Source organism: Erythrobacter sp. MTPC3 (genome assembly GCF_042854385.1).
Classification (GTDB): Bacteria; Pseudomonadota; Alphaproteobacteria; order Sphingomonadales; family Sphingomonadaceae; genus Erythrobacter.
The window spans coordinates 129,138-154,653 of record NZ_BTGP01000010.1; the positions used below are offsets into that span (position 1 = coordinate 129,138).

Annotated in this window: 29 protein-coding genes; 14 read left to right on the forward strand and 15 right to left on the reverse strand. The window is 59.2% G+C overall.

What is annotated here, in order from left to right; translation table 11 throughout:
- Nucleotides 1-3: 3 nt before the first annotated feature.
- A complete protein-coding gene (gene atpA / locus ACGHU1_RS13990) occupies nt 4-1,533 on the reverse strand; it encodes a F0F1 ATP synthase subunit alpha (protein ID WP_390587923.1) in 1,530 nt (509 codons plus the stop codon).
- 12 nt (nt 1,534-1,545) lie between these two features.
- Nucleotides 1,546-2,100 carry a F0F1 ATP synthase subunit delta gene (locus tag ACGHU1_RS13995; protein WP_390587924.1) on the reverse strand — a complete coding sequence of 185 codons (555 nt, stop codon included), beginning with the start codon at nt 2,098-2,100 and terminating at the stop codon, nt 1,546-1,548.
- 243 nt (nt 2,101-2,343) lie between these two features.
- Here ACGHU1_RS13995 and ACGHU1_RS14000 point away from each other — a divergent pair, with 243 nt between their 5' ends.
- Complete coding sequence (locus ACGHU1_RS14000; RefSeq protein ID WP_390587925.1) at nt 2,344-3,171, forward strand: TauD/TfdA dioxygenase family protein; 828 nt, start codon at nt 2,344-2,346, stop codon at nt 3,169-3,171.
- Between the two features lie 23 nt (nt 3,172-3,194).
- Here the strand turns inward: ACGHU1_RS14000 and ACGHU1_RS14005 are convergent, their stop codons facing one another.
- Both ACGHU1_RS14005 and ACGHU1_RS14010 read right to left on the reverse strand, forming a co-directional pair.
- A complete protein-coding gene (locus tag ACGHU1_RS14005; protein ID WP_390587927.1) occupies nt 3,195-3,749 on the reverse strand; it encodes a hypothetical protein in 555 nt (184 codons plus the stop codon).
- A 3-nt stretch (nt 3,750-3,752) separates the two neighbouring features.
- A complete protein-coding gene (locus ACGHU1_RS14010) occupies nt 3,753-5,366 on the reverse strand; it encodes a trypsin-like peptidase domain-containing protein (protein ID WP_390587928.1) in 1,614 nt (537 codons plus the stop codon).
- An 85-nt stretch (nt 5,367-5,451) separates the two neighbouring features.
- On the opposite strand from ACGHU1_RS14010, the gene ada reads away from it, so the two are divergent.
- Nucleotides 5,452-6,486 (forward strand): bifunctional DNA-binding transcriptional regulator/O6-methylguanine-DNA methyltransferase Ada, encoded by a 1,035-nt coding sequence (ada, locus tag ACGHU1_RS14015; protein ID WP_390588037.1) that lies wholly within the window; start codon nt 5,452-5,454, stop codon nt 6,484-6,486.
- A 2-nt stretch (nt 6,487-6,488) separates the two neighbouring features.
- Nucleotides 6,489-7,235 carry an isocitrate lyase/phosphoenolpyruvate mutase family protein gene (locus tag ACGHU1_RS14020; RefSeq protein ID WP_390587929.1) on the forward strand — a complete coding sequence of 249 codons (747 nt, stop codon included), beginning with the start codon at nt 6,489-6,491 and terminating at the stop codon, nt 7,233-7,235.
- Nucleotides 7,236-7,263: 28 nt separating this feature from the next.
- Here the strand turns inward: ACGHU1_RS14020 and ACGHU1_RS14025 are convergent, their stop codons facing one another.
- The 3 genes from ACGHU1_RS14025 to ACGHU1_RS14035 form a co-directional block, all read right to left on the reverse strand.
- On the reverse strand, nt 7,264-7,695 hold the full coding sequence (locus ACGHU1_RS14025) for an OsmC family protein (RefSeq protein WP_390587930.1): 432 nt from the start codon (nt 7,693-7,695) through the stop codon (nt 7,264-7,266).
- Between the two features lie 91 nt (nt 7,696-7,786).
- Nucleotides 7,787-8,191 (reverse strand): BLUF domain-containing protein, encoded by a 405-nt coding sequence (locus tag ACGHU1_RS14030; protein ID WP_390587932.1) that lies wholly within the window; start codon nt 8,189-8,191, stop codon nt 7,787-7,789.
- Between the two features lie 76 nt (nt 8,192-8,267).
- On the reverse strand, nt 8,268-8,900 hold the full coding sequence (locus ACGHU1_RS14035; RefSeq protein ID WP_390587934.1) for a glutathione S-transferase family protein: 633 nt from the start codon (nt 8,898-8,900) through the stop codon (nt 8,268-8,270).
- An 86-nt stretch (nt 8,901-8,986) separates the two neighbouring features.
- Between ACGHU1_RS14035 and ACGHU1_RS14040 the strand changes: the two genes are divergently transcribed.
- Nucleotides 8,987-9,727 (forward strand): hypothetical protein, encoded by a 741-nt coding sequence (locus ACGHU1_RS14040; RefSeq protein WP_390587936.1) that lies wholly within the window; start codon nt 8,987-8,989, stop codon nt 9,725-9,727.
- Here ACGHU1_RS14040 and ACGHU1_RS14045 read toward each other — a convergent pair.
- A complete protein-coding gene (locus ACGHU1_RS14045; RefSeq protein WP_390587938.1) occupies nt 9,724-11,286 on the reverse strand; it encodes a cryptochrome/photolyase family protein in 1,563 nt (520 codons plus the stop codon). The genes ACGHU1_RS14040 and ACGHU1_RS14045 overlap by 4 nt on opposite strands.
- A gap of 33 nt (nt 11,287-11,319) precedes the next feature.
- Nucleotides 11,320-13,488, reverse strand: coding sequence for a primosomal protein N' (locus tag ACGHU1_RS14050; RefSeq protein WP_390587940.1), 2,169 nt, complete (start codon nt 13,486-13,488; stop codon nt 11,320-11,322).
- Between the two features lie 26 nt (nt 13,489-13,514).
- Here ACGHU1_RS14050 and ACGHU1_RS14055 point away from each other — a divergent pair, with 26 nt between their 5' ends.
- A complete protein-coding gene (locus tag ACGHU1_RS14055; protein WP_390587942.1) occupies nt 13,515-14,252 on the forward strand; it encodes a DUF4197 domain-containing protein in 738 nt (245 codons plus the stop codon).
- A gap of 6 nt (nt 14,253-14,258) precedes the next feature.
- On the opposite strand, the gene ACGHU1_RS14060 is transcribed toward ACGHU1_RS14055, so the two are convergent.
- A complete protein-coding gene (locus ACGHU1_RS14060; RefSeq protein ID WP_390587944.1) occupies nt 14,259-14,933 on the reverse strand; it encodes a DUF2490 domain-containing protein in 675 nt (224 codons plus the stop codon).
- 186 nt (nt 14,934-15,119) lie between these two features.
- On the opposite strand from ACGHU1_RS14060, the gene fsa reads away from it, so the two are divergent.
- From fsa to ACGHU1_RS14080, 4 genes are read left to right on the forward strand one after another with little or no spacing between them, the layout of a single operon-like run.
- On the forward strand, nt 15,120-15,773 hold the full coding sequence (fsa, locus tag ACGHU1_RS14065; RefSeq protein ID WP_390587946.1) for a fructose-6-phosphate aldolase: 654 nt from the start codon (nt 15,120-15,122) through the stop codon (nt 15,771-15,773).
- An 18-nt stretch (nt 15,774-15,791) separates the two neighbouring features.
- Nucleotides 15,792-17,642 (forward strand): cobaltochelatase subunit CobT, encoded by a 1,851-nt coding sequence (cobT, locus tag ACGHU1_RS14070; protein ID WP_390587947.1) that lies wholly within the window; start codon nt 15,792-15,794, stop codon nt 17,640-17,642.
- Complete coding sequence (locus ACGHU1_RS14075; protein ID WP_390587948.1) at nt 17,639-17,917, forward strand: hypothetical protein; 279 nt, start codon at nt 17,639-17,641, stop codon at nt 17,915-17,917. The genes cobT and ACGHU1_RS14075 overlap by 4 nt, the downstream gene beginning before the upstream one ends.
- 2 nt (nt 17,918-17,919) lie before the next feature.
- Nucleotides 17,920-18,582, forward strand: a complete 663-nt coding sequence (locus ACGHU1_RS14080; protein ID WP_390587949.1) for a nitroreductase — start codon at nt 17,920-17,922, stop codon at nt 18,580-18,582.
- Nucleotides 18,583-18,588: 6 nt separating this feature from the next.
- Here the strand turns inward: ACGHU1_RS14080 and ACGHU1_RS14085 are convergent, their stop codons facing one another.
- Nucleotides 18,589-19,272, reverse strand: a complete 684-nt coding sequence (locus ACGHU1_RS14085) for a DUF998 domain-containing protein (protein WP_390588039.1) — start codon at nt 19,270-19,272, stop codon at nt 18,589-18,591.
- A 17-nt stretch (nt 19,273-19,289) separates the two neighbouring features.
- Between ACGHU1_RS14085 and cysS the strand changes: the two genes are divergently transcribed.
- Nucleotides 19,290-20,732 carry a cysteine--tRNA ligase gene (cysS, locus tag ACGHU1_RS14090; RefSeq protein WP_390587950.1) on the forward strand — a complete coding sequence of 481 codons (1,443 nt, stop codon included), beginning with the start codon at nt 19,290-19,292 and terminating at the stop codon, nt 20,730-20,732.
- Complete coding sequence (locus ACGHU1_RS14095; RefSeq protein WP_390587951.1) at nt 20,729-21,667, forward strand: D-2-hydroxyacid dehydrogenase; 939 nt, start codon at nt 20,729-20,731, stop codon at nt 21,665-21,667. The genes cysS and ACGHU1_RS14095 overlap by 4 nt, the downstream gene beginning before the upstream one ends.
- 31 nt (nt 21,668-21,698) lie before the next feature.
- Here ACGHU1_RS14095 and ACGHU1_RS14100 read toward each other — a convergent pair whose 3' ends face one another.
- Genes ACGHU1_RS14100 through ACGHU1_RS14110 form a run of 3 tightly spaced genes read right to left on the reverse strand, consistent with a single transcriptional unit; the run spans nt 21,699 to nt 23,096 of the window.
- Entirely contained in the window at nt 21,699-22,409 is a 711-nt protein-coding gene (locus tag ACGHU1_RS14100) for a TonB-dependent receptor (protein WP_390587953.1), read from the reverse strand.
- 55 nt (nt 22,410-22,464) lie between these two features.
- Entirely contained in the window at nt 22,465-22,890 is a 426-nt protein-coding gene (locus ACGHU1_RS14105) for a hypothetical protein (protein ID WP_390587955.1), read from the reverse strand.
- On the reverse strand, nt 22,884-23,096 hold the full coding sequence (locus ACGHU1_RS14110) for a hypothetical protein (RefSeq protein ID WP_390587956.1): 213 nt from the start codon (nt 23,094-23,096) through the stop codon (nt 22,884-22,886). Before ACGHU1_RS14110 ends, ACGHU1_RS14105 begins: the two co-directional genes overlap by 7 nt.
- A gap of 121 nt (nt 23,097-23,217) precedes the next feature.
- Here ACGHU1_RS14110 and ACGHU1_RS14115 point away from each other — a divergent pair, with 121 nt between their 5' ends.
- Entirely contained in the window at nt 23,218-23,916 is a 699-nt protein-coding gene (locus tag ACGHU1_RS14115) for a helix-turn-helix transcriptional regulator (RefSeq protein WP_390587957.1), read from the forward strand.
- Nucleotides 23,917-24,014: 98 nt separating this feature from the next.
- Nucleotides 24,015-24,683, forward strand: a complete 669-nt coding sequence (locus ACGHU1_RS14120; RefSeq protein WP_390587959.1) for an MBL fold metallo-hydrolase — start codon at nt 24,015-24,017, stop codon at nt 24,681-24,683.
- A 28-nt stretch (nt 24,684-24,711) separates the two neighbouring features.
- On the opposite strand, the gene ACGHU1_RS14125 is transcribed toward ACGHU1_RS14120, so the two are convergent.
- A complete protein-coding gene (locus ACGHU1_RS14125; RefSeq protein ID WP_390587960.1) occupies nt 24,712-25,107 on the reverse strand; it encodes an MAPEG family protein in 396 nt (131 codons plus the stop codon).
- Nucleotides 25,108-25,330: 223 nt separating this feature from the next.
- Between ACGHU1_RS14125 and rpmF the strand changes: the two genes are divergently transcribed.
- Nucleotides 25,331-25,510 (forward strand): 50S ribosomal protein L32, encoded by a 180-nt coding sequence (rpmF, locus tag ACGHU1_RS14130; RefSeq protein ID WP_390587962.1) that lies wholly within the window; start codon nt 25,331-25,333, stop codon nt 25,508-25,510.
- The last annotated feature ends 6 nt before the right edge of the window (nt 25,511-25,516 follow it).

Consider the following 25,516-nt stretch of genomic DNA (forward strand, 5'->3'; position numbering starts at 1 on the left):
CCTTTACGCGAACTGCTTGGCGAATGCTTTGAGAGCCGCTTCGGTGCGGTCCTTCACATCGCCTTCGAACTTCTTGCTCGAACGGATATCGCCAAGCACATCGGCGTGTTCGCCGCGGAAGAAAGCGAGCATCTGCTCTTCATATTCGCCGACGCGGTCCACGGCGACATCATCGATGTAACCGTTGGTGCCTGCAAAGATCGACACGGTCTGCTCTTCGAATGGCATGGGCGAGAATTGCGCCTGTTTCAGCAGCTCGGTAAGGCGGGCACCGCGGTTAAGCAGTTTCTGCGTCGCTGCATCAAGATCGGAGCCGAACTGTGCGAACGCCGCCATTTCGCGGTACTGCGCAAGGTCCAGTTTCATCGAGCCGGAAACCTTTTTCATCGCTTTGGTCTGGGCGGCACCGCCCACACGGCTGACCGAAAGACCGACGTTAATGGCTGGACGGATGCCTTGATAGAACAGGTCCGTTTCAAGGAAGATCTGGCCGTCGGTGATCGAAATCACGTTGGTCGGAATATAGGCCGACACGTCGCCTGCCTGCGTTTCAATGATCGGCAGCGCAGTCAGCGATCCGTGACCTTCGCTCTCGTTCATCTTCGCAGCGCGTTCCAGAAGGCGACTGTGAAGATAGAAAACGTCACCGGGATATGCTTCACGACCCGGCGGGCGGCGCAGCAGCAGCGACATCTGGCGGTAAGCAACGGCCTGCTTGGAAAGGTCATCGTAAACGATCACGGCGTGCATGCCGTTGTCGCGGAAAAATTCACCCATTGCGCAGCCGGTGTAAGGCGCGAGATACTGGAGCGGTGCAGGCTCGGAAGCGGTAGCGGCCACAACGATGGAATATTCCATGGCGCCGTTTTCTTCGAGCTGCTTCACGATCTGAGCAACCGTCGAACGCTTTTGACCAACAGCGACATAGATGCAGTACAGTTTCTGCTTCTCGTCATCGCCCTTGTGCGCGTCTTTCTGGTTGATGAAGGTATCGATTGCGACAGCCGATTTACCGGTCTGGCGGTCACCAATGATGAGTTCGCGCTGACCGCGGCCAACCGGGACGAGCGCGTCAATAGCCTTGAGGCCCGACTGCACTGGCTCGCTCACCGATTCGCGCGGGATGATGCCCGGCGCTTTTACTTCGACGCGGCTACGCTGGGTCGTTTCGATCGGGCCTTTGCCGTCAATCGGGTTGCCCAGTGCATCGACCACGCGGCCGAGGAGAGCTTTGCCGACAGGAACGTCAACGATGGTTTCGGTCCGCTTGACCATATCGCCTTCTTTGATCTCGGCGTCCGAGCCGAAGATCACGACACCGACATTGTCGGCTTCGAGGTTGAGGGCCATGCCCTGTACGCCATTGGCAAATTCAACCATCTCACCGGCCTGAACCTTGTCGAGGCCGTGGATGCGGGCGATCCCGTCACCCACGCTGAGAACGGTGCCGACTTCGCTGACTTGCGCTTCGGTTCCGAAGTTGGCGATCTGGTCTTTGATGACCTTGGAGATTTCTGCGGCGCGGATTTCCATATTCGTAGTCCTTTAAGCCTTCATGGCCTGTGCAAGCGAGTTAAGACGGGTGCGGATCGAGGCGTCGATGCGCTGCGATCCGATGGTGACGACGAGGCCGCCGAGCAAGTCGGGGTCTACATCGGCTGAAAGCATGACAGTACGGCCTTCGCGGGCCGTCAGCTTGCCTTTTAATTCATTGAGCTGCGTATCGCTCAGCGGGTGCGCGCTGGTAACTGTTGCGGTGACTTCACCGCGCTGCGCAGCGGCGATCGCTCTAAAAGCGGCGATCATACCGTGCAGCGATGCCAGACGGCGGTTCGAGGCAAGCACACCGAGAAAATTGGTGGTCAGCTCTGTCAGGCCAAGATGTTTTGCCACGGCGCTGATGGCCTGCCCCTGCTCGCTGCGCGAGAGTTGCGGGTTGGTGGTGGCGCTGCGCAAATCGTCCGATTCGCCTAGCGCGTCCTGCAGCTTGGCGAGATCAGATTCGACGGCAGTAACCGTCCCGGCCTCGCTGGCCAATTCGAACAGGGCTGAGGCGTAACGGCCTGGCAGGCTAGCCTGAATACCGGCGGAAATATCCACGCGTTTCGATGTCCTTTAGGATCTTCGAGAATAACGATGCATCGCTTCGCACGAACGGGCTGCTCAAAGGCATCCCCACGAAGCTGGCGCGCGCCTAGCAATGTCTTTGTGATTCCGCAAGCGAAGCGGAGACACTTTGTTGTCGGCACACGCCCCGCTGCGGCCTGTCTCATTCGCTTGCACCCGAAAACAAAATATGCACAACTTGCAAAGAGGAGCGAAAACGCTCTCGGGAGAGGAATTATGCAGTTTACACCGATGGCCCCGAAATGCGGGGTAGAGGTATCCGGCGTTGCGTTGGCCGATTGCACCGATGATCAGATGAATGAGATCAAGCAGGCCATTTACGAGCACGGCGTTGCTGTCTTTCGCGATCAGGAATTTTCGCCGGAGGATCACATCACGTTCGGCCGCCGGTGGGGCGGGATCGATGTGAACAATTATTTCCCGCTTCAGGACGACTTCAAAGAGATCGCCATCGTCAAAAAGGAAGCGGACCAGTCGACCAATATCGGCGGAGCATGGCACACCGATCATTCCTATGACCAGATACCGGCCATGGGATCGGTCCTAGTCGCGCGCGACTTGCCTCCAACCGGCGGCGATACGGAATGGGCGCATATGGGTGCGGCCTACGATGCGCTGCCCGATAATCTGAAGCAGGAAATCGAGGGGCTGGAGGCATTTCACACCGCCGACCACGTCTATAAAGTAGACGGTCTCTATGCGCAGACCGACATGGGTAAAAGCCTGCGCGGACAGGACCTGAAGACGGGCGCGGTGCATCCGGTGGTGATCCGGCACCCGCACACCGGGCGAAAGCTGCTGTATGTGAACACCGCTTTCACGATCAATTTCGTTGGGCAAACCCGCGAAGAGAGCTTGCCGTTACTACAACGTCTCTGCGATGCGGCGCTCATCGGTGACAACCAGTACCGCTTGCAATGGAAGCCCGGCACGGTTGCGATCTGGGACAACCGGACGACGTGGCACAATGCGATCAACGATTATGCGGGTCACCGGCGCGAAATGCACCGGATCACGCTGTCGGGTGAGGCGCTGGCGGCATAGAGCATACCCGTTTCGGTGCGCAGTTATCCCAGCGTCCGCGTTAACCAGATGACCGGCGCGAGCGACAATATGCCGAACCCGATGGCGACCATCCACCAGCGCCGGGCGAAGATCATGGCAAGGAACAATAGCCCGGCAAGCGTGTCGCCTGACACTCTCATCGCAAAATCGGCGAATGAACTGGATTCGGGCCACACATTTGCAAACCAGCGAATGTTGATTGTCCAGAAAAACAGAGACATCAAAATCCACTGATACTTGCGGTTCTCCTGATAGTATTCACCAAGATCCAATCCCTCTTCGGGGATCGCGTCAGGCAAGGAAACGGCCGCCAGCAAAACCAGCATGATCAGCTGGAACATAATCGGCAGAAAGGCGCCGAGCGTTATCGAACCGCCTGCATTGTTAGCGACACCCCACCAGTATGAAATGATCGTCAGCAGGACGAAAAACGCAAACAGCGGCTGCGCCCAATGCCAGCGAACTGTCCTCGACCGCAGAACCTTGTTGAGATGATCGAGTTCAAAGGCGATGGCCACGCCAAGAACGATGGATGCAAGGACGAGAGCCTGTTCCACCGGTTACAGCCCGGTTTCGTCCAGGTTCGTTGCAGACGCCTCGCAATTATAAACCAGCCGTTCGTTCGGGCGTTGCGGTAGCTGGGCGATTACGGCGGATTGCTGTTCCCCCAGCAGACGGGCCGCATCCAGCACGCCGCAGGCTGGCGGCGTATATTCTCCGCGTGCCTCACGTGCGGCCTGCATGGCTGAACGACTGAGCAGATAGCGATCGCTGCGGAAGGTTCGCGTTTCCGGGTCGTAGGTGTTGACCGAAACCGCTGCTTCTTCGCCGGGGACAAGCACGCGGGTCCAATCGCCGCTCGTAAGGCCGTATTGTGTGCGGCCATTGACGCATCCGTCAGCCGCCCATGAAAATTCGACATCGTCTTTCCGGCCGCTGGTTATACGGCTGCGTTCGGGGATGAGCGTGCAGATCAGCGTCCCGTCGCTGGCAAACGATGTGGGCGGTCCTGTTCCACCGCTGCCATTATTACCGCCCTCGGCCTGCTCCATCGCGGCTGCAACGCGGTCTTCAATCTCGGAATAGCCGGGGCGCGTGATCCAGACGAGAATTGTGCCGATGATGGCGGCTGCCGCGACACCTGCGGCGATCATCGAATTGGACTGCGCGTGGCTGTTTGCCTCAGGGTTCATCCGGGCCGATTGGCGCAGCTGGATCGCGGCATAGCCTGATCCGATGCCGACCAGCAGCAGAATCAGCGCCATCGCCATGGCATTGTCGCGTTCTTCCATGACGGAAAGCTGGGCGGCCATGCGCGCTTCGCTGCGGGCTTCCCGCATGGCGTCCTCGCGCGCTTCGACCAATGCCCGCGCCTCGGCCCGCTGCGCGTCGAAACGGGCGCGCTCTGCCGCATCAAGATCCTCTATCGAACGGCAGGGCAGTGCATTGACCTGCGGCTCGACATCGTTGGCACGCAAAAACGGGAGCAACTCGCGCAGGGAAACAGCGAAATAAAACTCTGCGTCGGACCCGTTGGAATCCGCTCCGAATGAATTAACACCCAACACGCGCCCGCAGCCATCGAGCAGCGGTCCACCGGAATTCCCGCGCGCAATCGGCGCGGTGTGCAGGATTGTGTCGAATTGCCGGCTGGGCCGCTGGCCGGACAGGAAACCGCGGCTTTTTACAGGTGGCTGCGCCTTGAAAATGTCGCTGATCTCCAGCCCCTGAGCAAGATCGACGTTCATTGGGTAGCCCACAGCGGACACTCCGCTCATGTCGCCGCCTGAACTGCCGTCGACGCCGCCTGCAATCGTGAGTGCTGGCAGCGAGAGCGAGCTATCGATGATTTCCAACAGCGCGAGGTCATTGCGCGGGCTGACCGAAACAGGCCGGACAAATGCGCCGTCATCACCTTCGCTAGGCACGATCCCGATCCGCAGGGTGTCGTCCTGCAAAGCCTCCCGAATGACATGGGCGTTCGTGACGATGCGTGTCGGCGTCACGGCAAAACCGGTGCCGTGCGTGACCGGCACGAGTTCCTCACCGTCCTGACTGATGATTACTACGCGCACTACGCCGCGCGCGGCGGCATCGATGTCACCTGGATCGGCGCGGAGCGGGGCGGCGAGCAGGGCTGTCAGCACCACCAATATTTTCAGAAAATTGTTCATCCCGTTCCCCTTTACCCACCGTGCTACATTGACCGCAAGCTTCGGGATGCGCTGTAACCACGCTTGTGAAAAAAGCTGCTTCATGATGACCCCGCAAACTTTGAGCGATGATGAACGCTGGCAGATTGCCATGGCAAAGGATCGCCGGTTCGATGGCGCATTTGTGACCGGGGTGCATTCGACCGGCATTTATTGCCGCCCCTCATGTCCAGCGCGCGCTCCTCTACGAAAGAACGTGCGCTTTTATCTGGACGCATCGGCAGCCGAGGCGGCGGGGCTGCGCGCCTGCAAACGGTGTTCCCCCAATACGCAAAGCGCGGAAGAAGCTTGCGTTATGGCGGCCATCGCAGCGATCCGTGCGGATGGCAGGATGACACTGGATCAATTGGCGGACCTGACCGGATATTCGCCGACACACTTCCAGCGCTTGTTCAAACGCACGGTCGGCCTGTCTCCTGCGGCATTTGCGCGGGCGCTGCGTGAAGAGAAAGCGCGTGAAGCATTGGAGGGCGGGGCAAACGTGACCGACGCGCTTTATCAGGCGGGATATTCCGCTCCCTCACGCTTTTACGAGGATACGAAAGGACGGCTGGGAATGCAGGCGAGCGACTGGTGCGATGGCGGTAAGGGCGTGCGCATCCATTGGAGCGTGATCGATACGTCGCTGGGCGCGATGCTGGTCGCCGCGACGGATAAAGGGGTGTGTTGCCTGTCATTCAACGAAGCCGAAGAGGAACTGCGCGCACGTTTTCCCAAAGCTGGGCTCGTGCAAGCTGGTGAGCAATTCAAGGCATTGTTCAAGAGGGTCACTGCCATCGTCGAAGATCCCACGCTAGATAGCGCGAACATTCCGCTCGACGTGAAGGGCACCGCGTTTCAACAGCGCTGCTGGGAGGCCCTTCGCCGGATTCCGGCTGGCGAGACGCGCTCTTACGGGGAACAGGCGGCAATGCTTGGCAATCCAAAAGCAAGCCGCGCCGTGGGCAGCGCGAACGGCGCGAACAACATTGCAGTGCTGATCCCGTGCCACCGCGTGGTGCAGGCGGACGGATCAATCGGCGGATACGCTTACGGGCCGGAAATCAAAGCTGAACTGCTGAAGCGCGAAGGCGAAGGATAATCATGACAAAATCGGAATTTGCAGCGCTGCATACCGGCAGCGCCCCGCTCGTGTTGTTCAACATCTGGGATGCGGGCAGCGCACGCGCCGTTGCCAAAGCCGGTGCGAAGGCCGTCGCCACCGGCAGCCTGTCGCTGACGGGAGCCCAAGGAGTGGACGATGGAGAGGCGCTGCCGATTGCGGACCTGCTAAAGACTGTGAGGCAGATCGCCGCAGCTACCGCACTGCCTCTGACCGTCGATTTCGAAACCGGCTATGCGTCCAGTCTTGTCGAACTTGCTGCCAATGCGAAGGCGTTGCGGGACGCTGGCGCAATCGGTTGCAATCTGGAAGACCGAGTTATCGGCAGTTCGTCCTTGCGCGACCCGCAGGAGCAGGCTGAACGGATCGCCGCACTCGATCATGCAGGGTTATTCGTGAATGCGCGGACCGACATTTTTCTAGGCCCCTTGATGGCCGGAGAAAATCCAAATTCCAGCGATCTGGTTGAAGCCGCCATTGTGCGAGCAGAGATTTATCAGAAAGCCGGCGCAGGATGCTTTTTTATACCCGGATTGAGCGATCCTGAATTGATCCGGAGGGTTTGCCAAGCGATCGCTATGCCTGTGAACGTGATGCGATTGCCCGGTATGTTAGGCAATCGCGAACTTCACGAACTTGGTGTTGCCAGAATCAGCCACGGTCCCGCACCGTGGCGGGACGCGATGGCAGCTCTTGAGGAGGCAGCGCGCGAGGCTTTCGACGACTGATGCAGCCATCATTCCCGCGCGCTTTTGGTTAGCCTTCGAATTCGGTTTCCAACGTTATCTCGCAATTGAAAAGCTTCGAGATCGGGCAGCCTTCCTTGGCTTTGGCGGCGAGCTCTTCGAATTCCTCTTTCGTTACGCCCGGCAGCTTTCCCGTGAGTTTCAGCGCGCTTTTGGTGACGTCAAAGCCGCCCTCACCGTCACCTTCAAGCGTCACGTCACAAGTCGTATGCAGCGTGCCGTTTTCGTGACCGGCTTCTGCCAGCTGGAAACTCGTCGCCATCGTAAAACACGCGGCGTGCGCGGCGGCGATCATCTCTTCGGGATTGGTGCCTGCTGCGTCCTCAAACCGGGTTTTGAAACCGTAGGGATTGTCGAGAGCGCCTGATTTGGTCGAGACGTGCCCTTTGCCATCCTTGCCCATGCCCTCATAACTTGCTGATGCGGAATTGATGGTCTTCATGATCGATTTCTCCTTCGGGAAACCAACCCCCGGCGCGGACGGATGTTCCACTACCTGGAAAGCGGATTGCGAGCGTTCATTTGCGCGCGGTTCAGGTGTCTGATGCGTGGACCTCAGCTAGCCGGACAAACGGAGCGAGCAGTTCGTCCTCGCTGGCAGTTTCGATCTTTCCGGCATCGACATCGCTGACCGACCAGAAGATTGAGGGCGCTTCATCATCCAGCATCGCCCAGGATGCGAACATCCGTTCGTGTGCTTCTTCTTCCAGCAGCAGGCGGACATTGGTGTGCCGATCATCTTGCTCAATCCGGGCGAAGAGTGCGTCGATTTTGTCCGCGGGGCCTTCGATCAATTGCAGATAGATATCATGGCGGCAGATCAGCGCCCCGCTGATGTCATCGCGCGGATTGTTGCGCCGGGCCTGCAACAGAATGCCTGCCAGCATGGAATTGTCGAAGCCAAATGGCTGCGACCTGTAAATAAGCCGCTTTTCCATAATTCTTCTCCGGTAAATGCTGGGCTGGCGAGACTACGCTAACAAAGGCGCTGTGGACAGGTATGTTCGCAGCGCGTCAGTCCAGTTTCGGCGGAAAACCCGGCTCGCATTTGGCCATGGCGTTCTGATAGGCTTCGCGCGATCCGATGCGCTGCAGGTACGCTTTCAGATTGGGCATGTGGTCGATGGTCATATCGTTGAAGGCGCGGCTGGTGGTCAGCTGGAAAACCATCATGATGTCGGCTGTGGTTAGCTGCGATCCGCCAAAGTAATCCGCTTCCCCCAGCCGAGTTTCGATCTGCTCCCATGCATTGGTCACGCGTTTCATCAGCGGCGGCGGCATATCCGCGCCCACCGCGTTCACCGCGATCTGCATCATGCCATTGGTCATGAAAGTCGCGTTGGCAAAGTGGAACCAGTACAGGTGATCGGCGAAATCCGCATGATCCGGGCCGGGGACCAGAGCGGTATCAGGCGCATATTTGCCTACGATATATTCGACGATCGCACCGCTTTCGCCCAGCTTCGTCTCACCATCTTCGATCACCGGAGCGATCTGCATCGGATGGATCGCCTTTAACTCTGGCGGGGCGAGCCGCGTTTCAGGATCGCGGTTGTAGAGTTTAAGATCGTAGTCGAGCCCCAGTTCCTCGCAGAGCCAGACGATCCGCTCGGATTGCGAAATACGAAGGTGATGGATGGTGAGCATTCTTTCCTCTCAACGGTTGGCGGCGTTAAGCCCGCCTTCAAGTTGCAGCGGCGATGCAGCAAAAAAAGCGAGGGGGAAAGGGGCCGATGCATTTCAAGGCAGCAATAGCAACGGCAGTAACGGCGATCTTGACCTGCGGCGGATGTGCGACGGTTGGTCTGCCTGCGGCTGCTCCGGCAGAACGGACCATCATAAGCCGCTATAGCTGCCAGCTCGAATACACTATCGTGGGCGGCACGATAAGGGCAAACGCTGAGCTGAATGAGGACGGGACGCTCTACGCGCAGTCAGGCATCCGCTGGGAATTTAGCAGTGAAGGCTCGTTTACTCCAAGTCTGGCAGACCCTCGCTACAAAGTGCTTCCGCCCCGTTACATACTGGCGTGGCCCTTAAACAGTGACGGCGCGATCGATCCCGCGCTTGGGCAGATATATGTCAATCGCCATGTCTTTCCCGCTGATCGCACCCAATCATTGCCCGAACAGGTTCGCATCGGCCTTCGATCCAGTCTTGCTCAACCCGGTTTTGGCAATGCAAGGTTTGGCACCGATCCCGTGCCGGCGACAGGATCGCTCAATTTCTTTGCGTCGTTGGTTGAGGCGGTGGCCTTGGGTCGAGGGGGCGGGGCGCTGTTCGGCATCGTTACCGACGCAGATGGCGCTCTGCTGGATTACTGGTCGATGGATTACGCGCGGTTTGAGGCCGTGAGAGCCCAAGTCCCCTCGGCGCAGGCAAGGCTAGAGATGCTGCGCGAAAATTTCCGCGAAGAATGCATGTTCATCGAAGATGTCGAGGCAAACCGCATCTATCTAACCGACAATTCCTAGCCGCGCGCCCAAGACTTGTCAGCAGGTTCCAGCTGATCAAGAAACCCTTGAGCGCTGTCGAGATACGCCTGCTTTTTCGCATTATCCATCCGGTCCCAGTTCGAATAGATGCGCCCGATCCGGTGGTTGCTTGCCAGCCGGTCGCGGTGGCGGTCCATGAAATGCCAGTAGAGCGGGTTGAACGGGCAGGCATCCTCGCCAGTTTTCTTGCTGACCGAGTACCGGCATTCCTTGCAGTAATCGGACATTTTGTTGATGTAATTTCCGCTGGCCGCATAGGGTTTGGTCGCGAGTTCTCCGCCATCTGCGTAAAGGATCATCGCAGAGACATTGGGCAGCTCCACCCATTCATAGGCGTCCGCATAGACAATGAGATACCAGTCCTGAACCTCGCGAGGGTTGATCCCTGCTAGTAGGCAGAAATTGCCGAGCACCATCAGCCGCTGAATGTGATGGGCGTGGGCATCTTCTCGGGTCGAGCGGATGCAATCGGACAGGCAGCGCATATCGGTCTCGCCGGTCCAGAAAAACTCTGGCAAAGCGCGCTGCGCATTAAGTTTGTTATCGCTGGCGAGGCCCGGCATTTTCAGCCAGTAGAACCCGCGAATGTACTCCCGCCACCCGATGAGCTGGCGGATAAATCCCTCGACCGAGTTAAGCGGAGCTGCGCCGTCTTCGTAAGCCTTCTCCGCGCGCTCGCAAAGCTCCAGCGGGTCAAGTAGGCCGAGGTTGATGCTGGTCGACAGCATCGAATGATACATGTCGTCGGACCCGTGGACCATCGCGTCTTGATACGGGCCGAATTTCTCGATCCGCTGCGCAAAAAACGCATCGGCGGCCTTTTCGGCATCGTCGCGCGTGACCGGCCAGCGGAACGGCTCCAGATCGCCGAAATGATCACGGAATTGGTCAGCGACCAGATCCATGATTTCGCGGGTGATTTCGTCGGGGTCGAAATTGGGGACCGGTGGCGGGTTCATTTCCTCCTTGGGCGGTTCACGGTTCAGCTTATCGAGGTTCCACTCGCCGCCCTTGGGTTTGCCGTCATCGTTCATCAGCAGGCCGGTCTTGCGCCGCATTTCGCGGTAGAAATGCTCCATCGTCAGATGTTTGCGATCCTCGGCCCAGTCCTTGAATTCGGCGTGCGAGCAAAGAAACCGGTCATCGGGGAGGACTTCGACCTCGCAAGCGAATTTATCCGGCCATTCCTCAATCTGCTGCTGCACCCGCCATTCGCCAGCCTCGACGATATGGATGGCGCGCGGATCATGACGTTCAGCGGCGCGCGCGACCTCTCCGGTAAAGCTGCCTGAATTGTCTGGATCGGTCAGTTTGACGTAATCGACGCTCCACCCCGCATCGCTGAGTTCATCGGCAAAATGCCGCATCGCCGAAAAGATGAGCGTAATTTTTTGCTTGTGATGTTTGACGTAGGTCGCCTCATCCCAGACCTCCATCATCAGGATGACGGTGTCGTCTTTGGTCCGGCCCCGAAGCGAGGCGAGTGTGCGGGTCAATTGATCGCCTAGGATCGGGACGAGTATCGGATTGCTGGCCATACGGCGATAATGCGCAGCGTCTGGTTTTGTGCCTCAGACGAAACTGTAGGGATCGATATCGACGCCGATCCTGACGCCGGGCGCAAATTGATGCGCGTCGATCCAGTCGCGCAGCACCTTTTGCAGGCTGGCGCTGCGGCGCGCGTTCACGAGGAACCGGTAGCGGTATCGTCCGCGCAGCAGGGCGAGCGGGGCAGGGGCAGGGCCGAGGATGTAGAGATCTTCAAGCTCGGGCCGCGTATCGCCCAGCCTTACGGCCGCCTCGCGCGCTTCTTTCTCGTCCTCGGAGGAAAGGATTATCGCCGCCCACCTGCCAAATGGCGGCGCGCCTGCATCGCGGCGTGCCTCTGTTTCGGCGGCGTAAAAGGCATCGCGGTCGCCGTCTGCCAGTGCGGCGATTACGGGTGCGTCGGGATGGCGCGTCTGGATGAGAACCTCACCGGGTTTTGATCCGCGACCCGCGCGTCCGGCAACCTGCGCCACCTGCTGATATGTCCGCTCCGCAGCACGCAGGTCGCCGCCCTCTAGGCCCAGATCAGCATCGACCACCCCGACCAGCGTCAGCTCGGGGAAGTGAAAGCCTTTCGTTACCAACTGCGTACCGACGATGACATCGATTGCCTTTGCCTCAGCCTTGGCGATGAATTCCGCCGCGCGTTCGGGGTTGCCCAGCGTGTCCGATGTGGCGACCGCTACGCGGGCCTCGGGGAACAGCTCCGCCACCTCATCCGCGATCCGTTCAACCCCCGGACCGCAGGCGACGAGGCAATCGGGTTCGCCGCATTCCGGGCAGGTTTCGGGCACGCCGGTTTCGTGGCCGCAATGATGGCAGGAAAGCCGAGCGGAAAGCCGGTGCTCAACCAGCCATGCGCTGCAATTGGGGCATTGGAACCGGTGGCCGCAATTGCGGCACAATGTCAGCGGCGCGTAACCCCGGCGGTTGAGGAACAGCAGCGATTGCTCGCCGCGCGAAAGCCGTTCTTCCAAAGCATCGACTATCGGCTGCGACAGCCATTTGCCGGCGCCCGGCTTTTCCTCGGTCAGGTTGACCAGTTTGATCGCAGGCAGCTGCGCACCGCCAAACCGGCTGGGTAGCTCCAGCAATTCATACGTGCCCGTCTGCGCCATATGCAGGCTTTCCAGCGCCGGTGTCGCACTGGCCAGAACCACGGGGATTTGTTCGAAGCGGGCGCGCATGACCGACACATCGCGGGCATTGTAGCGCACGCCCTCGTCCTGCTTGAAACTGACCTCGTGCGCTTCATCGACGACGATCAGGCCCAGATTGGCGTAGGGGAGGAACAGTGCCGACCGCGCGCCCACAATGACCTGCGCGTTGCCGTTTGCGATGGCCCGCCACGCGCGCCGCCGCTCTGTCGATTTGAGCGACGAATGCCAAAGGACAGGCGCAGCGCCAAACCGCTGTTCGAACCGGACGAGGAAATTTTCCGTGAGCGCGATTTCGGGAAGTAGGACCAGCACCTGGCGGCCCAGCCGGATCGCTTCTGCCACAGGCTCGAAATAGGTTTCGGTCTTGCCGGACCCGGTCACGCCGTCGAGCAGCACGGGTGCAAACTTGCGTGCCTCGACCGCTTTCACCAGTGTTCTTGCAACGCGCAATTGATCATCGGACAAAACGGGCTGATCAAAATCAGGGTCCGCTGGCGGATAGGGCCGGTCGATCGCGACCGTCACAGGCTCTATCAGACCAGCGCCGACCATTCCGCGAAGGACGCCTTCGGATACTTCGCTGGCCCCCGAAAGCTCCCTGATTGTGCCCTGATGCCCGCCAAGCATTTCGAGCGCCTGTTTGCGCTGCGCGGTGAGGCGGCCAGATGGCTCCGCGCCGCTCAGCCGGTATTCGGTCATGGTCGCCGGACCGCCCAGCGCGCCGCCACTGGAAAGCACCATGCGCGCTACGCTGGCGAGGGCGGCGCAGTAATAGTCTGCGGTCCATTCAATCAGGCGGCGCAGCGGCGCAGAAAGCGGCGGAACAGCGACCACTTCCCTGATTGGGCGCAATTTTTCGGCAGGAACCTCGCTACCGGGAAGCCGTTCACTTTCCCACACGATCCCGGTCACCGTGCGCGGGCCAAGCGGCGCGATGACGACATGGCCGGGCACGACCTGGACGCCGTCGGGCACGCTGTAATCCAGCGGGCCGAGCGCGGCATTTAGGACGAGAAGACGGACGCGGTTCATGTGCCGCTGCTATATGGGGCCGGTAAGTGCCAGACGACAAGGAAGCGATGATGGATATAAACGGACTTGATACCTCGACCTTGGGACGGCGCGCGCTGATAAAGGCGGGTCTGAAGGGCGGGATCGGTGCCGCAGCCGTCCTGGCACTGCCCGCTTGTTCGACCTATCCCGGTTTCAGTCTGACAGAGGCGGTTCGCCGATTGCTGCTGTTATCGAGCGAGCGCGCCTTTGCCCGCCTGACCGAGGATGGCGGGTATTGGGATGATCAGGTTGCGCGGCTGGGCCTTGGCAATCTGCTGGGCACCCGCGGCGACGTGCTTTCGCGAATATTGACCTCGGCCCTGTTCACCGACCGGCTTCAGGATGCGTTTGCGGATATCGCCATCGAAGGGTCGTACCGCGCCGCACCGATCGTGACAGAAGCAGTCAGAACAATCGGAATCGCCAACGCGGTCGATCTGGTGCGCGGCGGCCCGGAGGCTGCCACTCAGGCACTTCGCGGGGAGCTGGGCGGCCGTTTGATTGACGAAATGGTGCCGGAACTTGGCGAAGCGATCCGTATTGCGTCGGACCCGCTTGTCGGACAGCTTATCAACGCAGCGACGGGCACCAATGTAAGCGGCATCGCTCAGCGGCTAGCCGGAAATGTCGACGACGCGATCTGGAACGAGATGGGGATCGAGGAAGCCGCCATCCGTGCCGATCCGAAGGCAACTGGCGATCCGATGCTCATCAGTGTCTTCGGCGTTGGCACAGCTATATAGGCTGATCTAAAAGCGTGCCGTGACACCCAGATCCATGATGTGGTCCATCCGGTCTTCACCGTCTCTTACGACATATTGGTTGAGATAGCCGGGCGTGAACGACACGCCCTCTGCCAGCGGGACCGAAACGCCTGCAAAATTGCGCCAGACAGCCACGCCGCCGCGGTTAAAACGGGTTTCGTTCACTCCGACGAATGGCTCTGTGTAAAGCACCAGGCTGTTTTGCTCACTGATCGGCGCGCGCAGTTGGATCTGGTTGCGGTAACGAAGGCCGGTGTCGCCGCCCTCTTCGAAGAAGCGTTGTTCAAAACGATTGCGCGACGTGAGGCGCAAACCCCGGCCGTTGTCGATCAACGTGAATGTTGCTTCCTGATAGGTTCGGTGCTCGTTAATTTGGGTCGGGCCAACCGGATCGGTCAGGATATACGCGTAGCCGCCGCCGATCGTGGTCTTCGCGTTCAAACGATATCCGACGAAGGATCGCAGCAGCAATTGGCCCAACCTGTCGGCGTCCTGCGTGAGGCGTTCCTGAGCTTCTGCGCGAACGAACCAATCGCCTTCTTCATCAATATCGACGAACACGAACTGCCCGCCCCAGACGTTAAAATCATCCTCTGCCGCAGCAGCAGGCAACGCCATAAATGCCGCGCACATTGCTCCGAACATTGCCAGAAAACGCATCTTTATCTCGTCCCAATTCAATCAAATGCCGCAAGATTGTGATATTATACCATAACCATTTCTCGCTACACCGGTTCCCATGTCGAAAAGCAGAAGGTTGAACAGCGCAGCCGCTGGCCTCTCGCGGGTGCCTGTGCCATCCCGTCACCCAGCGAATCACACACGCGCCTTGGGAGCTAAGACGCCATGAAATTCTTCGTAGACACCGCCGAAATCGCGGACATCAAAGAACTCGCCGCGACCGGCCTGCTGGACGGCGTGACCACCAATCCCTCGCTCATCGCAAAATCCGGACGCGATTTCATGGAGGTGACGAAAGAAATCTGCGGGATCGTCGATGGTCCGGTCAGCGCAGAGGTGGTCGCGCTCGATCACGAAACGATGATGAAAGAGGCAGAGGTGCTGCGCAAGATTGCGGACAATGTCTGCATCAAGGTGCCGCTGACGGTCGATGGGCTTAAAACGTGCAAGGCGCTGACCGAAGATGGCACGATGGTCAATGTGACGCTGTGCTTCTCCGCCAATCAGGCATTGCTCGCGGCGAAGGCGGGTGCAACTTTCATCTCGCCATTCGTAGGGCGGCACGATGATAACGGGTTCGACGGGATGGACCTGATCGAGGACATTCGGCTGATCTACGACAATTACGCCTATGAAACCGAAATCCTGGTCGCGAGCGTGCGCCATGTGACCCACGTTCTGGAAAGCGCGAAAATCGGCGCAGACGTGATGACCGCGCCGCCGAAGGTGATCCACGGTCTGTTCAAACATGTGTTGACGGACAAGGGGATCGAGGGGTTCATGGCCGACTGGGAAAAGACGGGACAGAGCATCCTGTAATCCCTATCTGGTCTCGCAATGGCAGAAGAAACCCCTCTCGATAAGTTCAAGGAAGCTCTCACCGGTGCATCGCGCGCGCTCGCGAAAGATGCCGAGGTAGAGGTTGCGTGGAGCGCCGATGTGCCCGGCGCATCGGGCAATCGTTTCCGCGTCCCGCTTCCCGCACGCGATCTGCCGGGCGACCAAGTGACCGAGGCGCGCGGCTATGCTGATAGCTTCGCGCTCAAACTCCGCCACCACAATGCCGGGCTGCACGCGGTGAACGCGCCGCCAGAGCCGGTGGCGCGGGCCTGCTATGACGCGATTGAACAGGTCCGTTACGAGGCGCTGGGTGCGAACCGGTTTGGCGGGATCAAATCGAACCTGGATGCAGCGACCGAGCTGCGCCTGAGCAGCGATGACATCATCCGCGCTCAAAATTCCAGTGAAGTCCCGATCCAGAGCGCGCTTTCGCTGTTGCTGCGCGAGCAGCTGACCGGCGAAGCGGTGCCTGACCGCGCACAGGCGGGCGTGGCGATGGTGCGGGAATTCATCGAGGACAAGATTGGCGATGACTTCGCCGCCCTGTCCGACACTCTTGGCGACCAGCAGGCATTCCAGAAACTGACGCTGGATATGCTGCGCGAACTCGACCTCACCCGCCCGACCGACGCGCCCGAAGACGACGCCAGCGATGAAGGCGAGGACGAAGACGGCGCCGAAGACGAACAGAACGGCGACGATCAGGAAGAGGGCGAGGGCGACCCGCAAAGCGCGGAAATGGCCGGTGAAATGGCCGAGGGCGAGGGCGAGGGTGAAACCGACACCGAAATGTCGGGCGAAGAGGAAATGCAGGAAGGCGAGCCGGGTGAAGACGGCGATGCCTCCAACGCGCCGGTGCGCCCGAACCGCCCGCAATCCGACATACCCGACAGCCTCGATTACAAGGCTTTCACCGACCGGTTCGACGAAGAAATCGAAGCGCCCGAACTGTGCGATAGCGAGGAACTGGACCGGCTGCGCGCCTATCTCGACAGCCAGCTGACGGGCCTTCAAGGCGTAGTTACGCGGCTAGCCAACCGGCTCCAGCGCCGTTTGATGGCGCAGCAGAACCGCAGCTGGGACTTTGATCAGGAAGAAGGCGTTCTGGACGCGGCCCGCCTGTCGCGCGTGGTTGTATCTCCTGGCACGGCGCTGACTTACAAGGTTGAGCGCGACATCGATTTTAAAGACACGGTGGTCACGCTGCTGATCGACAATTCCGGTTCGATGCGCGGACGGCCAATCAGCATCGCCGCGATCAGCGCCGACATTCTTGCGCGTACGCTGGAACGGTGCGGGGTGAAGACCGAAATCCTCGGATTTACGACGCGCGCATGGAAGGGCGGCCAAAGCCGCGACGCATGGCTGGCCGATGGTAAGCCGCAGGGGCCGGGCCGTCTCAATGATTTGCGCCACATCATCTACAAACAGGCCGATGAGCCGTGGCGCCGCGCGCGCCGCAATCTTGGCCTGATGATGCGCGAAGGGTTGCTAAAGGAAAATATCGACGGAGAGGCGCTGTTATGGGCGCATTCCCGCCTGATCCACCGCCCCGAGGAACGCCGCATCCTGATGGTGATATCCGACGGCGCGCCGGTCGATGACAGCACACTGAGCGTAAACAGCGCAGGCTATCTCGAAGCGCATCTGCGCGGAGTGATCGACTGGGTCGAAAACGTCTCGCCCGTGCAACTGGTCGCCATCGGCATCGGCCACGACGTAACGCGGTATTACCGGCGGGCCGTGACGATCATGGATGTCGATCAACTCGGCGGCACGATCATGGAGCAGCTTGCGGAGTTGTTCGAGGATGAGAAGGGCCAAGGAAAGGGAGCGCGGCGGCGGTGAGCGACATTGATGTATTGCTTATTGCATTAGGGGTCACAATGCTGGCGGTCTCGATACCCGCAATCATTCGCCCAAACATGCTTCATAAACAATCAGTGAGGAACCGCGACGCACGACTATTGGAAATTGAGGCTGGTGCGCCCGAGACGTATTTTGAAGAGAAGCGCGAGTTGGAAGCATACACTCCACGATACAATCCGAGCAATCGAACACTTCGCGCTTTCGGCGTGGTGGGTTTGATCATCGGCAGTTTGTCTATTTTTTGGGGTTTGTAACAATGAACGTAACCGAAGCCGTCACTTCCCGCCGCTCTGTCCGGCAATATCTCGATAAACCGGTTGAGCTTGAGAAAATCCGCCGCGTTATGGATACCGCGCGCTGGGCGGCTTCGGGTTGCAATTATCAGCCTTGGGAGGCGGCGATCCTCACCGGTCAGCCGCTCGCCGATCTACAGGCGAATATCACCACCACGCCTCCGCAAGAGGCCGAGTATGACTGGACCGCGCCAGCGCAGGAGGATGCATACAAACAGCGCCTCAACGCCGTTTCCAAGGGTATGTTTGGCGCCATGAATATTGCCCGCGATGATGGCGAGGGCCGGATGAAGGCGATGATGCGCAACGCCACCAGTTTCGATGCGCCGGTCGTCATGTTCACTTATTTCCCGCGCCTGATGAAAGAGGCGCAGTGGTCGGACACCGGCATGTGGTTGCAAACGGTCGCGCTGCTGCTGCGCGAAGAGGGGCTCGACAGCTGTTTTCAGGAATACATGGCTCTGTATGCCAATGTAATCCGCGACCATCTCGGCCTCGACCATGACCGATATATGCTGTTTTGCGGCATGGCGATTGGATACCGTGATCCTGACGCGCCGCTCAACACCTATGACCGCGAACGGGTGCCGCTGGATGAACAGGTCTCTTTTCTGGGCTGGGAGTGATCCCGATCAATCGTGACCGCGCTGGGATTCCGAGACTTGTCTGACAATATCTGGATCACGCCAGATCATCACTCCCATCGTGATAAACCACCCAAGCATCATGCCTGCCAGCATCCGCTCATACGCTCCGTCATACGCCGTGGGCACGAGAAATAACAACGGCCCCAGGATCGCCCACAGCACACCGCCTGCATACAGCACGATACCGAGCGATTTGTTGATCTCCCAAAACTGTCCGGCGGTCATCAGGACGGTAAGCGGAAATGCAACGCCCAGCACATAGACGAGCCGGTAATGGATCACCGGACCATCGCCAGTGGTGTATGCCTCATAACCCGCGATCAGCGCCAAGCAGATCGCGACGACTACCAGCAGCCACGATCCGATCTTCCAGTCGAGCCTGTCGATACGCCAGCGCAGCAGTCCATATGTGGTTGCAATTACGCCGACGACGAAAGCGTATATTCCGATATCGGCGATCTCATCCACGATGCTTTCACGTTTGCTTGCCGCAAGGTCGCTGATAGTGTCACGGATCATCCCGACCTGATCCGACAGGCCGGTTCCGATAAAATCCATGACCACCGCGATTGTGCAGCCAGCAATGGCTATTCCGCCGAGTGTCCGTGAGAGTGTATCGGTTCCTGAATCGGTGCTGATTGTTGCCTCCTGTTGCGCCCTTGCGCGGATTGTCGCATGGCCGGGCCATGTCGAAGAATCCGCTAAAACTGTTCAACAGTCTCAATCGCCAACTGGAGGAATTTGTTCCGATCCATCCCGGCGAGGCGCGCGTTTATACGTGCGGGCCGACGGTCTACAATTATCAGCATATCGGTAACATGCGGGCGTATATCTTTGCCGACACGCTGGGCCGCACGCTGAGCCAGCGCGGGCTGGATTTGACCCACGTCATCAACATCACCGATGTCGGCCATTTGACCAGCGATGCGGATGCGGGCGATGACAAGATGGAAAAAGCGGCGGCAGCGCAGGGCAAAAGCGCGTGGGACATCGCGCGATATTATCAGGAAGTGTTCGAGACTGATCTTGACCGGCTGAACGTACGCAAACCGGCCCATCCGCGCGCCACCGATTACGTCGAAAGCATGATCGAATGGGGTAAGCAGATGCAGGAAAAGCACTGTTATGAGTTGGAAAGCGGGCTGTATTTCGACGTCTCTACCGTGCCCGAATACGGGCGGCTCGCGCGCGCTGTTACCGAAGAGGGCGAGGGCCGGATCGCCAGCGTCGATGGAAAGCGTAACGCGCAGGATTTCGCGATCTGGCGCAAGACACCGCCGGGCGAAACACGGCAGATGGAATGGGATTCGCCGTGGGGTAAGGGCGCGCCCGGCTGGCATCTGGAATGCTCCGTGATGAGCGCGGAATTGCTCGGCCACCCGTTTGACATTCACACTGGCGGCATTGATCACCGCGAAATCCATCACCCGAACGAGATCGCGCAAAATCAGGCGCACAATTGCTCATCTGACAGCGCGGCGCGCATCTGGATGCACAACAATTTCCTGATCGACCGGTCCAAGGGCGAATTGGGTAAAATGTCGAAATCGAGCGGCGAATTCTTGGTGCTGCAAACGCTGGTTGATCGCGGTTACCATCCGCTCGCCTACCGCATGATGTGTCTGCAGGCGCATTATCGCAGCGAACTGGAGTTCAGCTGGGAAGGGCTGGACGCTGCGCTTACGCGGCTTAAACGGATGGTGATGGTGGCCGAGCGGCTCGCCGATGCTCCGTCAATGCCGGTCGCCGAACATCCGAAATTCGCCGCACCGCTGGCCAAATTTGAAGAGGCTGTAGCGGACGATCTCAATACGCCACTCGGGCTCACCGCATTGGAAGACGCGCTTGGCGTGAAGAAAGTCGACGCCGGTATCAAACGCGCCGTGGTCGAACACATGGACGCGGTTTTTGGCCTCGGACTGTTTGACCTCACTCGCGAAGACCTCCGCATCCGCCCGAAAACCGCCGAGATAACAGAGGTCGAAATCGAGACCGCACTGACCCGCCGCAAGGCCGCGCGCGGCGAAAAGGACTTTGCAACCTCGGACACGATCCGCGATGACCTCAGCGCAAAGGGCGTTGAGGTGATGGACGGCGATCCGCTGGGCTGGGAATGGAAATTAGCATGACGACACTCGCAATATCAGGCCTCATCCGCCCGCTGCTTGAACCCCAGTTGCCCGATGACGTCGATGTGCGATGGTTCACGACCCATGAAGAGGCGCTGGAGGCGGTGAAGGGGGCGGAGGTCGGTTGGTTCGATTCCAACAACAAGGATGATATGGTGAAGTCGTTGATGGCGGCGACCGATCTCAAATGGCTGAATTCCATCTATGCAGGGCTCGATTTTCTGCCGATGGATGTCCTAATCGATCGCGGCATCACGGTCACCAATGGCGCGGGCATCAACGCCATCACCATCGCCGAATATGTGGTCATGGGGATGCTCAACATCGCCAAGGGATACCGCGATGTTGTGCGCGCGCAGGATCGGCGCGAATGGCTGCTGGACAGTCCGGGCAAGCGTGAACTGGCTGGATCAAAGGCGCTGCTGCTGGGGTACGGCGCAATCGGAAAACTGATCAAGCCGCGCCTTGAAGCCTTTGAGATGGACGTAAGTGTCGTCAGGCGCTCTGGCGGCGAAGGCGTGCTTTCGCCGGATGAATGGCGGAGAAAACTAGGCGAGTTTGACTGGGTCATCCTTGCCGTGCCGGCCACGCCTGAAACCGACCGGATGATCGGCGCTGATGAACTTGCGGCGATGAAATCCGACGCCGTCATCGTCAATATCGCGCGCGGAGCCGTAATCGACCAGTCGGCGCTGGAAACTGCGCTGCGGGAAAAGGCGATTGGCGGCGCGTTTCTGGACGTTACCACGCCTGAGCCATTGCCCGCAGATCACCCGCTATGGACGCTCGACAATGCCCATATCAGTATGCACCTTTCCGGGCGGGCGCAGGATCAGATGTTCATCCGAAGTGCGAACCGCTTTCTCGAAAATCTGGAAAAATACCGCAATGGAAAGCCGGTCGGCCCGGTCTTTGACCCGGTGAAGGGTTATTGATCGCGGACACCTCTCCCTCGGACCGGCCTGCCTATCGGCGCGGCACGATCTTCATCTCGTAAGGGATGAACAGCAACACCTCACCCGGCCCTGACCGCGCCCATTGGACCGGCATATTGAGGCCGGTCAGCTCCACGGTAAATTCATCGCCAAGCGTATCGGCCTGCCTTTTTGAATCGGCAGCGATCTGGGCGATGATGGCATCGCGATAATTGTCCGGGCCAACGACCGATAGCGTTCCGTCGCCTGATATGTCCATTTGCGCGCGGCCCACTTCGGGCACAGCCTCGACGAATGCTTCGATGCGGGCCTGTGCCTCGCTGATGGGCGTGTCAGCCAGCGGAGCCTTCACCAAAAACCGGATGAATTCACTATCGGGGCGCCGGTCGCGGGATAGCTCCAGCTCGTCCGCGTTATCCTCCGTCACCTGGGTTACGATGTAATTTCCCTGCGCCAGTTCCACACCCGCGCCGCTCGCAGCACGGATCGCGCCGAACAGCATCGCGCGGATTTCCTCTTCGCGCTGGTCCGCGTCGCGGGTGTCGCCGCGAATGATCACTTGCTGGACGAGGAAATCAGCCTCGCGCCGCAGCCCCACTGCCGGGCGATAATCGGAGAAATCATCGTTATCGATCCGCGATGCCGTGACGACGATCTCTTGACTGCGCAAATCCTGCGCCGCCGCAGGCGCTGCTACAGCGGCCAATGCGGCAGTCGTGAAAAACACAATGAGTTTTCGCATGATAATCGGCTCCCCTCAGGCAAACGCTAACCTGTTTGCCTGAGGGGTCAACCGTTCAGCTTTCTTCCAGCAGCAACAGAACCGCCGTCACGACCATACGTTCATCATTGCCGCCAAAGCGGTGATCGACCTCGCGCACCGCCGCCTCTGCGACCAGTTGTCCCGGTATGGTGAATTCGTGATCGGGGAGCACAGTGATGAAGTCCTCCCCGGCGGCAACTGCGCTTTTGCCGTCGAAATCCAGCATGATCTCGTGCCGCGTGCCTGAAAACGTAATCGAAGCCCACGGTTTCTCCTCGTGCGAGAGAAGGCTTGCCTGACCCTGCGCCACTGCAAGCAAAGCCTCCCGCACACGGTCTGCGGTCGTTCGCCTTGGGCGATAACGTCTGGGGCGCATTGATGGTGCTGTGGCAGCTTTGGCTGATTTCGTCTCGAATGGCGCTTCGGCGGCCGTGTTGGGCATGAACGTTTCGATCAGCATGGAGCCAGTTCCTTTGTTTCAACGGATTGCGAGGCGGCTTCGAAATTGGCCATCCACTGCAAAGTGCGGGCCTCCGTTGCAGGGCGCGGCATTCGCCCCATGCGGAGATCTAGGACAAAGCGCGGATCGTGGGCTGCAAGGCGTCCAAACTTTGTTGCAGGCATGTCGTGGTTGCGCAGAAACTTTTCGACTTTTCGGATCAGCATCTTTTCCCTCATTATGGATTGAAATCATTGGCGATTCACTCGCCGTTCGGTAGATGTTCCAATCGAAATCCTACTTGTCTAGGAAAAATCCTATGGTATAGGAAAACTTAAGGGGGCAGACATGGCGGGAACGCCGGTTTTGCGAGGGAATGATCTGGTTATGTCCGAATTCAAGATGACGCCGGAGCGCGCAAAACTGCTCGAGCTATCGCGCGCAAAGGGTGTCAGTCTCAGCAAAATGTCCGAATTGATCGGTCGGAATTCCGCGTATCTTCAACAATTTATAAAACGCGGCTCCCCGCGCAAACTGGAGGAGGGGGACAGGATGAAACTAGCCCAGTTCTTTGGTGTGTCGGATGACGTGTTGAGCGATTCGCAGGAAAATTCCTACATTGAGGAAATTGGCGCTGCCGATTCGAACTACATAGAAGTGCCCAGATTGAGCGTGGGTGCCTCCGCAGGGCCGGGTGCGCTTTCATCACAGGAGACGCCGTTTGACACGTTCCGGTTCTCGCGCCGCTGGCTTGTCGAACAGGGGCTGGAGCATGCGCAGCTATCGGCGATCACGGTCGAAGGGGATTCGATGGAGCCTCTGCTCAATGATCGCGACGAGATACTTGTCGATTGTTCGCCGCGCCCCCTGCGTGACGGCATATATGTGGTGCGGCTTGGCGATACGCTCGTCGTGAAGCGCGTTGCCAGCACGGGGGGAGGGCGGTTGGCCCTGCTCAGCCAGAACCTTGCCTATCCGCCCGTCAATGTGATGGCGCAGGACGTGGAAATCATTGGCCGCGTCGTATGGAAAGGCGGGCGCATTTAACGGACAGGCGGATATTGGAAGACGGCGCGGCGTGTAAAACCGCGAGGGAGCCGATCAACGCCCTTGTCTCGCATTCTGGCAGAGGCCAAATAGGCGGCATGACTGAAGCCAAACCTACCCCGCCCATGAAAGCCGCCATCATTCCCGTCACGCCGCTGCAGCAGAATTGCTCGCTGATCTGGTGCACGAAAACGATGAAAGCGGCGCTGACCGATCCCGGCGGCGATCTCGACAAGTTGAAAGAGGGCGTGGCCAAAGCTGGCGTGACGCTCGAGAAGATCCTGATCACCCACGGCCATCTTGATCATTGTGGTCAGGCCGGAATGCTCGCCGATGAACTTGGCCTGCCGATAGAGGGGCCGCATAAAGACGACCTGTTCTGGATTGAGCAGCTCGACAGCGACGGTGCGCGCTACGGGATGGAGGCCAGGAGTTTTGAGCCGACCCGCTGGCTGGAACACGGCGACACGGTGACGGTGGGCGAACTGACGCTGGATGTGATCCACTGCCCCGGGCATACACCCGGTCACGTCGTATTCTTCCACGAGCCGAGCCGTTTTGCGATCGTGGGCGATGTCCTGTTTCAAGGCAGCATCGGGCGCACCGATTTTCCGCGCGGAAACCATCAGGATTTGATCGACGCCATCACCCAGCGGCTATGGCCATTAGGCGAAGACGTGATGTTTATCCCCGGACACGGCCCGACAAGCACGTTCGGGCAAGAACGCAAGACGAATGCGTTTGTCAGCGATCACGCGCTGGCCTGAAGCGGATCGGGCAGCGGCCGCCTTATCGTTAAAGGATGTCGGCGCCGATCAGCACTGCAGCGACAGCCAATCCAATCAGCGTCAACATAGTTATGATGGTGCCGAACATGCGGCCCTTGCCCAGCTTTCCGCCATCCATTCCAAATCCGTGCATGATGCGGCCGATGATGAAGATCAGCGCTACAAGGCCAAGCCATGATCCGCCTTTCCCCGACAACTCGATCACCGCGAGCAGGATAAGGACGAATGGTGCGCTTTCGATGAAGTTTGAATGGGCGCGCATACTGCGGATGACGCTTTCGTTGCCGCCGTCGCCGACCGACACTTTCTCCGACAAGCGGACCCGGCCCACACGCACCATAAGCCAGACATTCAAAATAGCCGCCGCAGCTGCCGCCGCGAGCGTTACTGGAAGTAAAGTCATGCCGTGATCCCCTCTTTATATATCACGCGCCGTGCTAGTGAGGGTTCGCGCCGCTTGCAACGTGCGAATTTTCCGCTATAGCGCGCGGCTTCCCGCCAGCTTTCGGCCAGGACGCTCGCCAGCCTTGTGCTTGTGCGATCAGCGACCTTGCCCTAGAGGCGGTTCCAAGACGTTACGTCAATTGACCGAAACACACGCATTTATTTGAGGAAATGGTGCCGCCATGGCTGTTCCAAAGAGAAAAGTATCCCCGCATCGCCGTGGCAATCGCCGCGCGCACGATTCGCTGAAAGTAGAAGCGCATCACGAATGCAACAATTGCGGTGAGCTGAAACGCCCGCACAATCTCTGCCCGCATTGCGGCTATTACAACGGGCGCGAGGTTGTCGCTGTCGGGCTGTAAGGCCTA

What these genes read in the sequence shown, in the direction of transcription:
- atpA (WP_390587923.1), bottom strand. Translation starts at nt 1,533, where the DNA reads ATGGAAATCCGCGCCGCAGAAATCTCCAAGGTCATCAAAGACCAGATC.
- ACGHU1_RS14000 (WP_390587925.1), top strand. Translation starts at nt 2,344, where the DNA reads ATGCAGTTTACACCGATGGCCCCGAAATGCGGGGTAGAGGTATCCGGC.
- ACGHU1_RS14010 (WP_390587928.1), bottom strand. Translation starts at nt 5,366, where the DNA reads ATGAACAATTTTCTGAAAATATTGGTGGTGCTGACAGCCCTGCTCGCC.
- ada (WP_390588037.1), top strand. Translation starts at nt 5,452, where the DNA reads ATGACCCCGCAAACTTTGAGCGATGATGAACGCTGGCAGATTGCCATG.
- ACGHU1_RS14020 (WP_390587929.1), top strand. Translation starts at nt 6,489, where the DNA reads ATGACAAAATCGGAATTTGCAGCGCTGCATACCGGCAGCGCCCCGCTC.
- ACGHU1_RS14025 (WP_390587930.1), bottom strand. Translation starts at nt 7,695, where the DNA reads ATGAAGACCATCAATTCCGCATCAGCAAGTTATGAGGGCATGGGCAAG.
- ACGHU1_RS14030 (WP_390587932.1), bottom strand. Translation starts at nt 8,191, where the DNA reads ATGGAAAAGCGGCTTATTTACAGGTCGCAGCCATTTGGCTTCGACAAT.
- ACGHU1_RS14035 (WP_390587934.1), bottom strand. Translation starts at nt 8,900, where the DNA reads ATGCTCACCATCCATCACCTTCGTATTTCGCAATCCGAGCGGATCGTC.
- ACGHU1_RS14040 (WP_390587936.1), top strand. Translation starts at nt 8,987, where the DNA reads ATGCATTTCAAGGCAGCAATAGCAACGGCAGTAACGGCGATCTTGACC.
- ACGHU1_RS14045 (WP_390587938.1), bottom strand. Translation starts at nt 11,286, where the DNA reads ATGGCCAGCAATCCGATACTCGTCCCGATCCTAGGCGATCAATTGACC.
- ACGHU1_RS14050 (WP_390587940.1), bottom strand. Translation starts at nt 13,488, where the DNA reads ATGAACCGCGTCCGTCTTCTCGTCCTAAATGCCGCGCTCGGCCCGCTG.
- ACGHU1_RS14060 (WP_390587944.1), bottom strand. Translation starts at nt 14,933, where the DNA reads ATGCGTTTTCTGGCAATGTTCGGAGCAATGTGCGCGGCATTTATGGCG.
- fsa (WP_390587946.1), top strand. Translation starts at nt 15,120, where the DNA reads ATGAAATTCTTCGTAGACACCGCCGAAATCGCGGACATCAAAGAACTC.
- cobT (WP_390587947.1), top strand. Translation starts at nt 15,792, where the DNA reads ATGGCAGAAGAAACCCCTCTCGATAAGTTCAAGGAAGCTCTCACCGGT.
- ACGHU1_RS14080 (WP_390587949.1), top strand. Translation starts at nt 17,920, where the DNA reads ATGAACGTAACCGAAGCCGTCACTTCCCGCCGCTCTGTCCGGCAATAT.
- cysS (WP_390587950.1), top strand. Translation starts at nt 19,290, where the DNA reads ATGTCGAAGAATCCGCTAAAACTGTTCAACAGTCTCAATCGCCAACTG.
- ACGHU1_RS14095 (WP_390587951.1), top strand. Translation starts at nt 20,729, where the DNA reads ATGACGACACTCGCAATATCAGGCCTCATCCGCCCGCTGCTTGAACCC.
- ACGHU1_RS14100 (WP_390587953.1), bottom strand. Translation starts at nt 22,409, where the DNA reads ATGCGAAAACTCATTGTGTTTTTCACGACTGCCGCATTGGCCGCTGTA.
- ACGHU1_RS14105 (WP_390587955.1), bottom strand. Translation starts at nt 22,890, where the DNA reads ATGCTGATCGAAACGTTCATGCCCAACACGGCCGCCGAAGCGCCATTC.
- ACGHU1_RS14110 (WP_390587956.1), bottom strand. Translation starts at nt 23,096, where the DNA reads ATGCTGATCCGAAAAGTCGAAAAGTTTCTGCGCAACCACGACATGCCT.
- ACGHU1_RS14115 (WP_390587957.1), top strand. Translation starts at nt 23,218, where the DNA reads ATGGCGGGAACGCCGGTTTTGCGAGGGAATGATCTGGTTATGTCCGAA.
- ACGHU1_RS14120 (WP_390587959.1), top strand. Translation starts at nt 24,015, where the DNA reads ATGACTGAAGCCAAACCTACCCCGCCCATGAAAGCCGCCATCATTCCC.
- ACGHU1_RS14125 (WP_390587960.1), bottom strand. Translation starts at nt 25,107, where the DNA reads ATGACTTTACTTCCAGTAACGCTCGCGGCGGCAGCTGCGGCGGCTATT.
- rpmF (WP_390587962.1), top strand. Translation starts at nt 25,331, where the DNA reads ATGGCTGTTCCAAAGAGAAAAGTATCCCCGCATCGCCGTGGCAATCGC.